Genomic DNA, 13707 nt, shown 5'->3' with positions numbered 1-13707 from the left:
ATTCAATTCTTGACGAAGTTAATTACTGCTACTATGCGCCCATGCTTCCTCGGCTCACCACCACCCCCGCGGCGACCACCGTGTTCACCATGGTGCTCACGCAGGGGCCGGTCTCCAGGGTGGAGATCGCGAAGCGGACCGGCCTGTCGTCCGCCGCCGTCACCAAGGCCGCCCGCCCGTTCATCGAAAAGGGCTATCTCCAGGAGCTGGAGGCCACCGAGCGGACGGCGCCCGGAGCCGGGCGCCCCGCCAGCCCGCTGGCGATCATGCCTGACAGGGAGTTCTTCATCGGTGTGAAGATAACCGACGACGAGCTCATCGGGGTGGTCACCGACCTGCGTGCACAGCCGCTGCTCTCCTTGCACCGGCCGCTGGCGACGACAGACGTCGACGGCGTCGTGGCGGAGCTGACCGCACTGGTGGCCGAGTTGCTGGCGGCCGACCCGGCCTACACCGAGCGCTGCCACTCGCTGGGCCTGGCCGTCTCCGGCGACGTCGACAAGGCCCACGGGCTGGTGCGATATTCGCCCTTCCTGGGCTGGCGGCAAGTGCCGCTGGCCAAGCTCGCCACCGCGGCGACGGGCCTGACCGTCACGATCGAAAACGACGTCAAGTCGCTCACGGTGGCCGAGCAGTGGTTCGGCGAAGGGGTGGGCGCGTCGTCGTTCGCACTGGTCACCGTGGGGGTCGGCATCGGATGCGGACTCGTGGTCAACGGCCACGTGGTGGCCGGCTCGCACGGTGTGGCCGGGGAGATCGGTCACATCCCCGTCGAGAGTGAGGGGCCCGAGTGCCACTGCGGCGGGCGCGGCTGCGTCGAGGCGATCGCCGGGACCGGGCCGCTGGTCTCGGCGGCCCGCGCGGCGGCGGGCGCCCCCGAGATGACCATCGACACGGCGATCGACGCCGCCCACGAGGGGGATCCGGCGGTGCGGGAGGTATTCGCCCGCGCCGGGCACGCGATCGGCCTGGCCATGGCCGCGATGGCCAACCTGATCGGTCCGGAGCGGATCATCGTGACCGGCGACATGCGCGGGCTGGCGGCCTACGACCTGTTCGAGGAGCAGATCAACCAGTCGTTCGCCGCCCAGGCGTTCGGCGCGGCGGCCGACTGCCGGCTGCTGCTGCGCCCGAGGTCCTTCGAGCAGTGGGCACGCGGCGCCGCCGCGGTCGCCATCCAGACCCTCTTCACCTTCTGACGGAAGAGCCAAGACTTGAGCGCGGCACCCGGCATCTGGCAGCCCCATGACCGTGGCCTGCGGCGGACCACGGAGGTGGCGGCGGGCGGGCTCATGTTCGAGTGCTCGGGCGAGGCCGAGCTGGCCTGTACGGTCACCGAACCTGCGCCAGGTGTGCTGGAGCTGCGCGTCGTCCCCGACCGGACGGCGAGCGTGCGGGTGGGCTGGCGGGTGCCGTGCGTGGGCGCGACCGCCTTCTGGGCCGCCGACGGCGGCGAGCACCGCGGCCTGCCACCGTTCTGGCGCCGGCCCCGCACGGCCGCGCTGGAGAAGAACGCCCCCGTCGGCTGCCTGGTCGGGGCGGGCGACGTCGCCCTGTGCACGTACGCGGCCGGGGAGGTCGTCCGGCCGGTGCTGACCCGTACGGGGGTGGTGGAGGAGACCGGGGACTTCGGGTTCTGGATCGAGCACGAGGCCGAGCCGGATGCCGGTCTGCTGCTGCGCCTGGACCTCAGCGGGCGACACTTCGCCCGGACCCTGGCCGACGTGGCCGCCTGGTGGGGCTCACTCCACGGGCCGCACCGTGAGGTCCCCGAGGTGGCACGGATGCCCGCCTACTCGACCTGGTACGCCATGCAGCAGCACGTGGACGCGGCCGGCGTGGAGCGCCAGGCGGGCCCGGCGGCCGAGCTGGGCTGCGAGGCCATCATCGTGGACGACGGCTGGCACAGCGACGACCGGGGCCGCGGCTACGGCTTCGTCGGAGACTGGGAGCCGTCCCCCACCTCCTTTCCCGACATTTCCCGGCACGTGGCCAAGGTACGCGGCGAAGGTCTCGCCTACCTGCTCTGGTACGCCCTTCCCTTCGTCGGCCGCCACACCGCCATGTGGGAGCGCCTGAGGCCGTACACGCTGGCGTACAAGGAGCACATGAACGCGGCCATCGTCGATCCCCGCTACCCCCACGTCCGCGACCTGCTGGCGGGCCGTCTCTCCAGGGCGGTCGAGGAGTGGGGCATGGACGGCCTCAAGATCGACTTCATCGACCAGTTCGCCGTGGAGGACCCGCCCGCGCCCGGTCCCGGGGCGGACTGCGCCACGGTGAACGAGGGCGTGCGCAGGCTGCTGGCCCAGCTGCCCCGCGACTGCCTGGTGGAGCTGCGCCAGCCGTACACAAGCCCGGGCCTGTGGCCCCACGCCACCATGATCCGCGCCTCCGACTGCCCGCTCAGCCCGGCGCACAACCGGCAGCGCACGGTGGACCTGCGACTGATCGCCGGGCCGTTGGCCGTGCACGCCGACATGCTCATGTGGCACCCAGACGAGAGCCCGCAGCGGGTGGCGACCCAGCTGATCAGCGTGTTGTTCGCGGTGCCGCAGATCTCCGTGGACCTGACCGCGCAGACCCCAGCGCAGGCCGAGGTGCTGCGCTTCTGGCTGGCCTTCTTCAGGGAGCACGCCGGGGTGCTGCAGCGCGGTGAGTTCGAGCCGTCCCGCCCGGACCTGGCCTATCCGCAGGTGACCGCCCGTTCGGGGAACACCGTGATCATCGCCCGCTACGCGCCGCTGCCGGTCGCGGTCCCTGCCGCCGGCACGTTGTGGCTGGCCAACGGCGACGACTCGACCGGCGTGCTGCTCCGGGTGCGGGAGCCCGGCACCGCCCGCGTCACGGTGCACGACTGCCGGGGCCGGATACTGGGCGAGGAGCCCGTGCGCCTGGACCCCGGCGTCGTGGAGGTCACCGTCCCAGAGGGCGGCCTGCTGCGGCTGGAGCGTTAGAGCCCGCCGCGCAGCCGGTCCAGGAACTGGGCCTCGTAGAGCGAGGGCGGGAGGAGCCCCGGCTGGTTGGCCCCTTCGATGTAGCCGACCGGCTGCTGGAAGGGGCCGTCGCCGGTGACGGTGCCCTGGCAGCCGATCGCGTAGTTCTGGGCGGTCGGCGGCTTCTGGACGATGAGCCTGCTGGTCGAGACGTCGCAGTTCCAGGCCACGGAGTGGGCGGCCGACCAGCCGTGCGAGGTGCCGTAGCGGCCTCTGTTGTAGAGGCCGAGCGTGTAGTCGTAGTGTGGGTCGACGTCCTTGTGGCCATCGAACAGCAGGCCCTGCGACCAGCGGCGGTGGCCCTCGCTGGAGTTGAGTGCGTATTCCGACGTGCCGCGCAGGAAGACGATGCCGGACACCGTGCTGTGGCCGTTGGAGACGAAGGCGTGCCTGGCCTTGTAGGCATGACAGTCACGGAACAGCACCTGCTGGGAGTAGGTGTAGGTGTTGAAGTTGTAGCGCCTGCTGCCCGTGACGACGCTGACGGGGTCGATGGCGCGGCAGTTCTGGACCGTGGCGCGGGTCGTCTCCTGGGTGGCTACCCCCGCCTGGGTGAAGTGCAGCATCGTGCAGTCCCGGACCCAAGAGTCCTCGGTCCGCAGCAGGACGATCGCGTTGTACGCGTGGTCCTCGTCCTGCTCGGGGTCGCCGTGGTATTCGATGTCCACGCGCAGCCGTTCGACCCCGACCTCGGTGACGAGCCCGGCCCTGTCCCACTTGTAGAGGAAGGACGGGGAGTGGGCGCGGTTGAGGTGGTTGAAGACCGGCACATCGATCTTCACGACATTTCCGGAAATGTCGTGAATGTAGCGGTTGTAGAAGATGGGGTGCTCGCCCACCTTCCACTGAGGCCCCACGTCGTGGCCGCCGTAGTCGATGGCCTTGAGCCACTCCTCGGAGCAGGGATGCTGGATCACGATGTTGTCGCCGGGCCGCAGCGCGCCCGGGTTCGCCACCTCGAACTCCCGCGACCCCACCTGGACGAAGTCGGTGGTGATGTCCGTGCGGGTGCCGGGCACCTCCCCCGACCAGCCGCCGCCGGCCGCGCCGCCGGCCACGATCACGTCGCGGTCCTTGGGGTTGTTCCCGGTCGCCTTGATGATCGTGTTGCTCGACGGGTCCTCGCCGTCGCCTGTGCCACGCAGCACTGTGCCGCCGGCCCGCACGTAGAGTGTTCCCGCGACGGGATAGACGCCGGGCAGCAGGAGCAGGGCACCACGCCGCTCGCGGGGCAGCGCGGCGATCGCGTCGAGCGCCGCCTGGACGTGCGCGGTGTTGTCGCCCTCGACCGGCCGGATCGTCCTGATCACCGGCACGTGCGGGACCGGCCGCTCGCCGTTGCGGTAGCCGGCGTGGCTGAAGTCGGGAACGCGGTTGCCCTCGGCGTCCTGTTCGTAGGCCAGCCGCCTGCGGCGGTCGTAGTGCACGAGCCGGGACTGCCAGCCGGCCGACGCGCTCGCGGGACCGGCGCTGGTCGCCGCGGCCAGCGCCAGCGCTCCGCCGCCCGCGAGCAGCCCGCGCCTGCTGAGGTCATGTGCCATTCGCTTGCCTCCGGGTGGAAGGGGCTACTTGATGACGATCTTGTCGAGCTCCGGTCCGCGCGCCGTGAGATCGAAGAAGCGGATGGTGTTGACCCCGGCCACCAGGTCCACGGGCACTGTCGCGGTCGTCACCGTGTCCTTGGTCCCGGTCATGGGCACCTTGATCGCGTCGCCGCCGTTGACACTGACGGAGAACGCCTGCGACCCGTCCACCAGCGCGTGCACCGTCATCTGCCTGGTCCCGGTGGTTTCCGACAGCACACCTTTGACGACGGTGTAGTCGTAGATGTTCCCGCCGATCAGGATGACCTTGCGTCCACCGGAGCAGACAGCGCAGTACGCGGGCTCGGCCGCGCCCTCGAAGACGTTGCCGACCCGCTCGGCCTCATACGTCCCTGGGCTGCGGTCGGGCTCGGGCAGCTTGACCGGCGGCGTCGCCGGCCCGAGCTGCTCCGCCTTGAGGTTCTTGACCAGCAGGTACGTCTCCTGCAGCCCGGCGCTCTTGATGCTGCGGTAGATGCCCCACTTGGGCCGGTTGTACTGCTCCTGCGTCCACCACAGGTCGATGTTCTCGGCCGTCTGGTCGACGATCGTGCGCCGCCCGTCCTTCAGCACCCAGCGCATGTAACCGTCGTCGCCCGACTTGAGCTCGATCGTGGTGGTCACCCACTTGTTCTGGATCGGCTCCAGGTCAGCCAGGGCGAAGTCGTGCGACTTGTTGTCCTCCAGCGTCCAGTAGCGCGCCGCGATCTTCTGCACGCCGCCCACGATCGGCAGCGAGATCTGCGCGATCGGGGTGCTCACGTCGGAGTTCTTCAGCTGCCAGATGTGCGTGAAGTTGGCGGTCGCGTCGAGGGTGCCGGGGATGTACATCTGGTAGGTGAGCCGCCAGGTCTCGTCCTCGCGGATCTCCAGGGGCGTGCCGTCCGCGGTACGCATGCCGCGGACCTCGTTCCGCATGCGGTCGGAGCCGTCACGGTCCTCCAGGTGTGCGGTGAACTTCCAGGCGTTGCCGTCCACGAAGACGTGCGGCTGCCCCTCGGGGTGCGAGCCGCGCCTGTCGTCCTCCAGTGCCTCGAAGGCGTTGACGCCGTCCCGCTCGGGGCTGGGGTTCCAGCGGGTCTCCCAGCGGGGCGCGGCGGAGGCCTGGGGGGTCACGCCGACTTGGGCGATCAGCGCCATGGCGGACAGAATGCCCGCCAGGCGCAGGCCATGCTTTCTCATCGAAGGGTGGTCCTGTCGAGGTCGGGCGCGCTGGCGCTGTCGTTGGAGAATCGGATGGTGTTCGCGCCCGCCTTGAGCTGGACGGGGATGGTTCTGGTGCGGGCCGTACCGCTGAAGGAGCCCTGCCCGGCCTCTTGGGAGGACGGGTCGGAGTCGCCGCCGTCACCGGTGAGCTGCTCGCCGCGCAGGTTCCTGACCAGCAGGTACGTGTTCTTCAGCCCTGAGCTCTCGATGCTGCGGTAGATGCCCCACTTGGGCCGCAGATACTCGTCGTCGCCGCGCCACAGGTCGGTGTTGTCCAGCCGACGGTCGACGAGCGTCGTGGAGCCGTCCCGGAGAATCCAGCGCAGGTAGCCGTTGTCCGAGGCCTTGAACTCGAACGTGGTGTCCAGCCACTTGCCCTGGATCGGGTTGAGGTTGGTGTTGCCGACCTCGTGGGTCTGCTCCGACTCGTCCCAGTAACGGACGTTGATCTTGGGTGTTCCGCCGGAGACCGGCAGTGACATCGTGTAAAGGGGCGCGCCGGAGCCGGGCGTCTTCATCTGCGCGATGTGGGTGAAGCTGGTGGTGGAGTCGAGCGTGGCCGGGATGTACATCTGGTAGCTGATACGCCAGGTCTCGTTCTCCAGGATCTTCAGGTATGAGCTGCCGCTCGTCCGCATGCCCTTGACCTCGTTGCGCTGCCGGTCGTCGCCGTCGCGGTCCTGGGTGTGCATGTCGAAGCGGTAGGCGTCGCCGGAGACGTAGATGTGCGTGATGCCGGAATGGGAGTCGGCACGGTCGTCCTCGATGCCCTCGAAAGCCTCGGCGACGGTGTCGTTCGCCGGGTTCGGGCTCCAGCGCAGGGTCCAGGCTGCGGCTGTGGCGGGGGCAGGAAGAGCGACCGTGGTCGCGGTGAGTGTCAGGGCGGCTAAGACACAGCCCAGTCGCTTGTTCAAGAGACCTCTCTCCTGAGATGAAGCGTGAATCCGCCGTTGGGGGCGACGGCGAGATCGAGCTTGCTCCCGGCGGAGACGGTGGCCGTCTCGGTCGAGATCCGGTCGTCGGAAGCGTCGAGGTAGCTCTCTGCCGCCCATTCCCCCTGGTCCAGGAAGTCGAGCGGCACGGTGAGCGTGCGGGCCTCGCCCGCGACGCCGGCGCCGACGTACCACTCGTCGCCGCTCCTCCTGGCGAGCAGGATGTGGTCGGCGGGGTCGCCGGACAGCAGCCGCGTCTCGTCCCATGCGGTGGGGACGGCCGACAACAGCCGCAGCGCCTCGGGCCTGGCCTGGTAGGCCTCGATGCCGTCGGCGAAGTGCTGGACACCGGACTCGAAGATCACGGACAGCGCGAGCTCGAATCCGGCGGAGATGGTGCGGACCGCGGTGAAGGTGCAGGGCGTGAAGTCCATCGGCCCCTGCACGTTGCGGGTGAAGGCGAGCGACAAGTAGTGCTCGGCCGGGTAGAGGGGCTGCTTGCCGGGTTTCGGCTTGATCCATTCCGCGCCCTTGACCGCCTCCGCGGTCATGAACTGGGGCCAGGTGCGTTCGGTGCCGCGCGGGATCGTGCCCCCGTGGAAGACGACCATGAGCTGGAGCCGGGCGGTGGCCGCCAGGATGGAGTCGAACCAGCGCATCCGGTCCTGGCCATCGGACTCAGTGAAGTCGATCTTCACGCCGACCGCGCCCCACTCCTTCCAGAGCGCGAGCTTCTCGCGGTGCTCGAGTTCGGTGTCCACGTGCTGCCAGTGTGACCACAGCCAGACGCCGACACCGTGCTCGCGGGCGTAGGCGATCATGTCCGGCATCCACTCCTTGTTCCAGCCCGCGTCCGCCAGCACGTACGGCCAGCCGTTGGCGGCCGCGAAGTCGACCCACCGCTTCTGGGCGTCCAGGTCGCGGGTGGAGGGCCCGTCGGACCACCACGACCAGGCGGCCGCCCCCGGCTGGATCCAGCTCGCGTCCTCGACTCTGGAGGGGGCGGCAAGCCCCGTGACCAGGTCGCTCTCCACGATCGCGGCCAGGTCGCCGATGACCACGGTGCGCCACGGCGTGACCAGCGGACTGGCCGACGTCACGTAGAGGTCGGGCAGGTCGAGCCGGAAGGCGTGGCCGTCGAAGCGCAGCCTGGAGCCGGCGTAGGAGCCGTCCAGGTCGGACTCCGTGATCAGCAGCCAGGTGTCGCCGGTCCGGAAGAGGGAGGGGTAGCCGTACAGGACGTGCTCCGCCTCGCCGACCGTGGTGTGCCGGTGGATCTCCTCGTAATCGCAGCGCCCGTTCTCGTACGGGAGCAGCACCGCGCGGGCGTCGGCGGCCAGCGCGTACTCCGAGAGCTCCTCCACGACCGTGACCGGCCCCGTCCACGGCACCGCGTACCGATAGGCGACGCCCTGGTCGGAGATGCGCAGCCGCAGGTCGAGGCGGTGCGCGCCCTTGGCGAACGACAGCGTCCACTCCCTGGCCGCGTGCCGGTGCTCGCGCCGCTTGCCGGTCACCGTGCGATAGGACTCGTCGATCCGGTGCTCGGAGATCCCCTCGAAGACCAGCCCTGTGGCCAGGTCCTCGTGGGCGGCGCGGATGCCGAGCCTGGAAGGCTCGACCACGACGTGCCCGCCGCGCCGGACCTCCATCGTGAGCTCCCCTGCCGGGGAGAGGGCGACCGCCACGTCGATGTCGTGATCGCTGAGCGTCCAGTCCGGCACAGGCCCTCCAGTCGAGAGATAGGAGGAGTTCGTACCCGGTGTCGCCTACGGGCGGCGGCTGGCGAATCGCCGTTCCGCGAGCGGCCGAATCTCCTCACAGTGCCGCTGAGCATAGGGTGATGGGACTTGCAATTCAATTCTTGACGAAGTTAATTACCAGGTCTACGGTACGGCCATGCCCCATGGATCAGGACGACAAGTGCCCGCTACCTCACCCAGTCATCCGATCTCTACCGCTCGGCTGGCCGAGTTCCGGGAGCAGCGATTCGGATTGTTCATCCACTGGGGGCTGTACGCGCTCGCCGCCCGCCACGAATGGGTCAAGCAGCGCGAACACCTCACAGATGAGCAGTACACGCCGTACTTCGACCACTTCGCTCCCGATCTCTTCGATCCGGCGGCCTGGGCCGAGGCGGCGTCGGACGCGGGGATGCGGTACATGGTGCTGACCACCAAGCACCATGACGGCTTCTGCCTGTGGGACTCGGACCTGACCGACTACTCGGTGGCGCACACGCCACACGGCAAGGACCTCGTCGGGCCGATCGTCGAGGCGTTCCGGGCACGTGGACTCGGCGTGGGGTTCTACCACTCATTGATCGATTGGCACCATCCGCACTTCCCGATCGACGGCCTGCATCCGGCGTACGCCGAAGGGGCCACCCATGATGACCGAAATATCGAGATTTATCGGTCCTATTTGTACGGCCAGGTCGAAGAGCTGCTTACCCGCTATGGCCGTATTGACACCATGTGGTTTGACTTTTCGTACTCCAAGAGGGTCAGGAATGGGCGGCTCACGCCCGGCGGCAAGGGCGCGGCCGACTGGCGCTCCGGGGAGCTGGCCGCGCTGGTCCGCGAATTGCAGCCGGACATCCTGATCAACGATCGCCTGGAGATCCCGGGCGACTTCAGCACGCCGGAGCAGTTCCAGCCGTCCGCGCCGCCGGCCGGGCCGTGGGAGGCGTGCCAGACGCTCAACGGCAGCTGGGGCTACGACCGGGACAACCTCGACTACAAGCCCGTGGACCTGCTCGTGCGCATGCTGATCGACACCGTCTCCAAGAACGGCAACCTGCTGCTCAACGTGGGCCCCAACGGGCGCGGCGCGTTCGACCCGCGGGCGCTGGAGACGCTGCGGGGCATCGGGGACTGGACGCGGCTGCACGGACGCTCGGTCTACGGCACGGGGCCGAGCACCTACGAGGCGCCCCCGGACTGCCGCTACACCCAGCGCGGCGACCGACTGTACGTGCACCTGTTCGCCTGGCCGTACCGGCACCTGCACCTGCCGGGACTGGCCGGGAAGGTGCGCTACGCGCAGCTGCTCAACGACGCCTCCGAGATCCGCACCCTGGTCCCCGACCCGGCCAGGGACAGTGGGCACACGAAGCTGGGCGCCCTGCCGCCCGGCACCCTCACCCTGCAGCTCCCGGTGCAGCGCCCGGACGTGGCCGTACCGGTGGTCGAGCTCTTCCTGTGAAAGGTCCACCCCCATGGAGATGAACCGCCGCCACCTGCTGGCCCTCGCGGTGACTCTGCCCGTGCTCGCCGCGTGTGGCGACACCAGGCAGCAGCCCCAGTCGCAGCCTTCCGGTGTGGTGAAGTCCGGCGTACCGACGCTGGACCCGAACCGGCCGGGCAACGAGACCTGGCCATTCGAGGAGGCCGAGGCGCTCAACAAGTCGCTCACGTGGCCGACGACCGACGTGCCCGAGCCGTCCTCCATGGTGACGCTGACGGCGGCCATCACGTCGGACGTCGTCGCCGAGGTGCGAAACGCGCAGTTCGACCTGTTCTTCAAGCAGAGGCACCCCAACATCGAGATCAAGCGCGAGGTCTCGCCGATCGACGCCTACCTGACGAAGTACATGGCCCAGGCGGCGGGCGGCAAGCTTCCCGACGTCATGTACACCCACTACAGCTGGGCGCAGAACTTCATCGCCAACGACATCTTCCAGCCGCTGGACGACTACATCGCCAAAACGCCGTCCTTCGACATGGATGACCTGCCGGAGAACGCGCTCGGCTACTTCAAGGACGGCGCAGGCAAGCTGTACGGCCTGCCCACCGACATGGCCCCCAAGCTGCTCTTCTACAACAAGGACATCTTCGACGCGGCCGGCGTCGACTACCCCGACGACTCGTGGACCTTCGAGAAGGTGCTGGAGATGTCCAGAGAGCTCACCAAGGGTGAGAGCGCGGGGAAGATCTTCGGGTTCACCCCGATGCCGATCCCGGCGCCCGACCTGGCCACGATCTTCCTCATGCCGTACGGCGGCAGGTTCCTCAGCCAGGACGAGATGAGCGTGGCCATCACCCAGGAGCCGGCCAAGAAGGCCATGGGGATGTGGCTCGACCTGCTGATCAAGGACAAGGCGACGCCCAGCCTGGCCGAGCTCAACCAGGTGCTGGAGAAAGTGGAACCGTTCAAGATCGGCAAGGCCGCGATGTCGATCCAGGGCGCGTGGATCCTCACCGAGCTCTCCAAGCAGAAGGCCTTCAAGTGGGGCGCGGCGCCCGTGCCCAAGGGGCCCTCTGGCCGCTTCACCCCGGCGGTGGGCAGCGCACTGGCGATGACGGCGAACTCGCAGCAGAAGGACGCCGCCTGGATCTACCTCAACGAGTACCTCTCCTCCACCGGCCAGCAGTTCAGGCGCATCAGCGCGCCCGCCCGCCAGTCCGCGTGGCTGCCGAACGCCGAGGCGCTGGGCATCCCGAAGGACGTGGTCGAGTTCGCGCAGGCTGCCATGAAGGAGTACGCCACCAGCGACGGCGTCATGCACCTGCCGGCCAACAAGAAGGTGGTCGACACGGCCTTGCCCATCTGGGAGCAGGCCATGATCGGCAAGCTGAGCCTGGACGAGGCGCTCCAGCAGATCGTCGACAAGGTCACCCCGCTGCTGGCCGAGAACAAGATCGCATGACCGCGGTCAGCGTCGGCAGGAGGCGGCGGCCGGTCTCGGCGAGCCGGCGCGAAGCTCGGCGGTTCCACCTGTTCGTCTCGCCATGGGTCATCGGGTTCGTCTTCTTCAGCGGCGGCCCGATCGTCGCCTCCATCGTGCTCAGCTTCACCAAGTGGAATCTGCTGCGCCCGCCGGAGTGGATCGGCTTCGCCAACTACCGGAAGATGTTCGCCGACCCGGAGTTCTGGGACTCCATCGCCAACACCTTCTACTACGGCATCGGCTCCGTGGCGCTCGGCGTGAGCTTCACCCTGCTGCTGGCGATGCTGCTCAATCAGCCGCTGCGCTTCCAGGGCCTGTTCAGGACCGTGATGTACATGCCGTCGGTGGTGTCGGGGGTGGCCACGGCGCTGCTGTGGCTGAACATCCTGCATCCCGACTACGGACTGATCAACAAGCTGCTGGCCATGGTGGGGATCACCGGGCCCGGCTGGCTCGGCTCGACCGAGTGGGCGATGCCCGCACTGATTCTGATGAGCGTGTGGGGTGCGGGCAACACCATCATCATCTACCTGGCCGGGTTGCAGGGCATCCCGAAGACGCTGTACGAGGCCGCGGAGATCGACGGGGCCGGGTGGTGGCGGCGGTTCTGGAGCGTGACCGTGCCGATGATGTCGCCGGTCATCTTCTTCAACGTGGTGACCGGCTTCATCGCCAGCATCCAGGCGTACACGCTCATCCTCATCATGACCGAGGGCGGCCCGGCCAATTCCACGACGGTGCTCGGCCTGTACATCTACCGGCACGCGTTCGTGTACTTCGACATGGGGTACGCCGCGGCGCTGTCGTGGGCGATGTTCGTCATCGTCATCGCCGTGACCCTGATCCAGTTCGGCCTGGCCAGGCGCTGGGTCCACTACGAGTTCAAGTAAGGCGGCCGTCCATGCTCCTCGAAACGGCCAGGCCGGCGACCTCCCGGCCACCGGACCTCACCGCCGCGCAGGCGGAGCGGATCAGGCGGATCAGGCGCTCGGGAGCCTACGCCCTGCTGATCGTCGCGACGGCGGTGTTCGTGCTGCCGTTCCTGTGGATGATCACCACATCGCTCAAGTCGGACGCGGAGAACCTGGCGTTCCCGCCGGAGTTCCTGCCGAGCGCCTTCCACTTCGAGAACTACGCGAAGGGGTGGAGCGGCACTCTGCCGTTCAACACGTTCCTGCTCAACAGCGTGCTGGTCACCGCCCTGTCCATGCTGGGGAACCTGATCTCGTGTGTGCTGCCCGCGTACGCCTTCGCGCGGCTGCGGGCCAGGGCGTCGGGCGTCATGTTCGCCCTGATGCTGGCGACCATGATGATCCCCAGAGAGATCACGCTGGTGCCGAAGTACATCATGTTCGCCAACCTCGGGTGGGTGGACACGTATCTGCCGCTGGTGGTGCCCGAGTTCTTCGGCGTGGCGCTCTACATCTTCCTGCTGCGGCAGTTCTTCACCACGATCCCGCAGGAGCTCGTCGACGCGGCCCGCATCGACGGCGCCTCCGAGCTTCGCATCCTGTGGCGAGTCATGTTGCCGCTGTCGAAGCCGGCGCTGGCCTCGATCATGTTGTTCTCGTTCGTGGGCAACTGGAACCAGTATCTGGAGTCCGTGATCTACCTGCGCACGACGGAGAAGTTCACCATTCCGCTCGGGCTGGCGATGTTCTCCGGGCAGTACGCCACCCAGTACAACCAGATGATGGCCGTGGCTCTGGTCACGCTCATGCCCATTCTGATCCTGTTCTTCATCGCCCAGAAGACGTTCATCAGAGGGGTCACCCTCACCGGCATCGCGGGACGGTGACCGTGGCAGATGCCGTGGAGGCGTCGTTTGCGCCGGTCTCCCATTCCATGGTGGCGCGTGCGACGTCGTCCAGGCCCTCGAGATGCACCTCATGTCTGCCTCGTCGCGCCGGCGCACGATCGCTACGGTGGAGGACAGCGAGTCCGGGTTGCCCAGGTCGCAGGTGCCGGCGTGGACGGCCGGGGTGCAGCTGATCGCCCCGGTAGGACCTCCTGGAGCGTACAACGATGCCGGGCGAGCGATCGGGCCAGCGCGGTGCTCAGCTCGGTGACCAGTCAGGGCGCGCCGTGAACGCACCCGGAGTCGGTGCCTGGGGCGGCCGTCGCGCGTCGAACACCGCAGCCCACGACGGTCCCGCGATCACGCGGTCCTCGTTCCGGACGTCGCCCAGAGCGGTGGCGTACCTGATCTAAATCATCACGGGCCTCGTTCGCTGGGAACTGGTGCTCGGCGGGAATTCGGTAGCCGAACCGCCCCGCGACGGCGGCGGCCGTCCGGTGGGAGCGGTACCGCTCCCACC

General features: G+C 68.4%; 10 protein-coding genes. 6 read left to right on the top strand and 4 right to left on the bottom strand.

Annotation, left to right across the window (positions count from 1 at the left end; translation table 11 throughout):
* The first annotated feature begins 41 nt into the window (after positions 1–41).
* Positions 42–1199 carry an ROK family protein gene (locus tag ITP53_RS14880; protein ID WP_195895970.1) on the top strand — a complete coding sequence of 386 codons (1158 nt, stop codon included), beginning with the start codon at positions 42–44 and terminating at the stop codon, positions 1197–1199.
* Positions 1200–1214: 15 nt separating this feature from the next.
* Positions 1215–2957: a glycoside hydrolase family 36 protein gene (locus ITP53_RS14875; protein WP_195895969.1), complete on the top strand. Its 1743-nt coding sequence runs from the start codon at positions 1215–1217 to the stop codon at positions 2955–2957.
* Here ITP53_RS14875 and ITP53_RS14870 read toward each other — a convergent pair.
* From ITP53_RS14870 to ITP53_RS14855, 4 genes are read right to left on the bottom strand one after another with little or no spacing between them, the layout of a single operon-like run.
* On the bottom strand, positions 2954–4537 hold the full coding sequence (locus ITP53_RS14870) for a peptidoglycan-binding protein (protein ID WP_195895968.1): 1584 nt from the start codon (positions 4535–4537) through the stop codon (positions 2954–2956). The two genes, ITP53_RS14875 and ITP53_RS14870, sit on opposite strands and share 4 nt — an antisense overlap.
* A 24-nt stretch (positions 4538–4561) precedes the next feature.
* Positions 4562–5761, bottom strand: coding sequence for a carbohydrate-binding protein (locus ITP53_RS14865; protein ID WP_195895967.1), 1200 nt, complete (start codon positions 5759–5761; stop codon positions 4562–4564).
* Positions 5758–6699 carry a carbohydrate-binding protein gene (locus ITP53_RS14860; protein WP_195895966.1) on the bottom strand — a complete coding sequence of 314 codons (942 nt, stop codon included), beginning with the start codon at positions 6697–6699 and terminating at the stop codon, positions 5758–5760. The genes ITP53_RS14865 and ITP53_RS14860 overlap by 4 nt, the downstream gene beginning before the upstream one ends.
* Positions 6696–8441, bottom strand: a complete 1746-nt coding sequence (locus ITP53_RS14855) for a glycoside hydrolase family 97 protein (RefSeq protein WP_195895965.1) — start codon at positions 8439–8441, stop codon at positions 6696–6698. Before ITP53_RS14855 ends, ITP53_RS14860 begins: the two co-directional genes overlap by 4 nt.
* A gap of 199 nt (positions 8442–8640) precedes the next feature.
* On the opposite strand from ITP53_RS14855, the gene ITP53_RS14850 reads away from it, so the two are divergent.
* Genes ITP53_RS14850 through ITP53_RS14835 form a run of 4 tightly spaced genes read left to right on the top strand, consistent with a single transcriptional unit; the run spans position 8641 to position 13187 of the window.
* Entirely contained in the window at positions 8641–9924 is a 1284-nt protein-coding gene (locus ITP53_RS14850; RefSeq protein ID WP_207755981.1) for an alpha-L-fucosidase, read from the top strand.
* Between the two features lie 13 nt (positions 9925–9937).
* Complete coding sequence (locus ITP53_RS14845; RefSeq protein WP_195895963.1) at positions 9938–11368, top strand: ABC transporter substrate-binding protein; 1431 nt, start codon at positions 9938–9940, stop codon at positions 11366–11368.
* Positions 11365–12279, top strand: a complete 915-nt coding sequence (locus ITP53_RS14840; RefSeq protein ID WP_195895962.1) for a carbohydrate ABC transporter permease — start codon at positions 11365–11367, stop codon at positions 12277–12279. Before ITP53_RS14845 ends, ITP53_RS14840 begins: the two co-directional genes overlap by 4 nt.
* A gap of 11 nt (positions 12280–12290) precedes the next feature.
* Positions 12291–13187: a carbohydrate ABC transporter permease gene (locus ITP53_RS14835; RefSeq protein WP_195895961.1), complete on the top strand. Its 897-nt coding sequence runs from the start codon at positions 12291–12293 to the stop codon at positions 13185–13187.
* The last annotated feature ends 520 nt before the right edge of the window (positions 13188–13707 follow it).

Source organism: Nonomuraea cypriaca, from assembly GCF_015645445.1.
Classification (GTDB): domain Bacteria; phylum Actinomycetota; class Actinomycetes; order Streptosporangiales; family Streptosporangiaceae; genus Nonomuraea; species Nonomuraea cypriaca.
The sequence above is the reverse complement of the archived record's forward strand: the minus strand, read 5'-3'. Positions and strand labels throughout refer to the sequence as shown.

Bases quoted from the DNA above. Each gene is read 5' to 3' on its own strand.
- ITP53_RS14880 (WP_195895970.1), top strand. From the start codon at position 42: ATGCTTCCTCGGCTCACCACCACCCCCGCGGCGACCACCGTGTTCACC.
- ITP53_RS14870 (WP_195895968.1), bottom strand. From the start codon at position 4,537: ATGGCACATGACCTCAGCAGGCGCGGGCTGCTCGCGGGCGGCGGAGCG.
- ITP53_RS14865 (WP_195895967.1), bottom strand. From the start codon at position 5,761: ATGAGAAAGCATGGCCTGCGCCTGGCGGGCATTCTGTCCGCCATGGCG.
- ITP53_RS14845 (WP_195895963.1), top strand. From the start codon at position 9,938: ATGGAGATGAACCGCCGCCACCTGCTGGCCCTCGCGGTGACTCTGCCC.
- ITP53_RS14840 (WP_195895962.1), top strand. From the start codon at position 11,365: ATGACCGCGGTCAGCGTCGGCAGGAGGCGGCGGCCGGTCTCGGCGAGC.
- ITP53_RS14835 (WP_195895961.1), top strand. From the start codon at position 12,291: ATGCTCCTCGAAACGGCCAGGCCGGCGACCTCCCGGCCACCGGACCTC.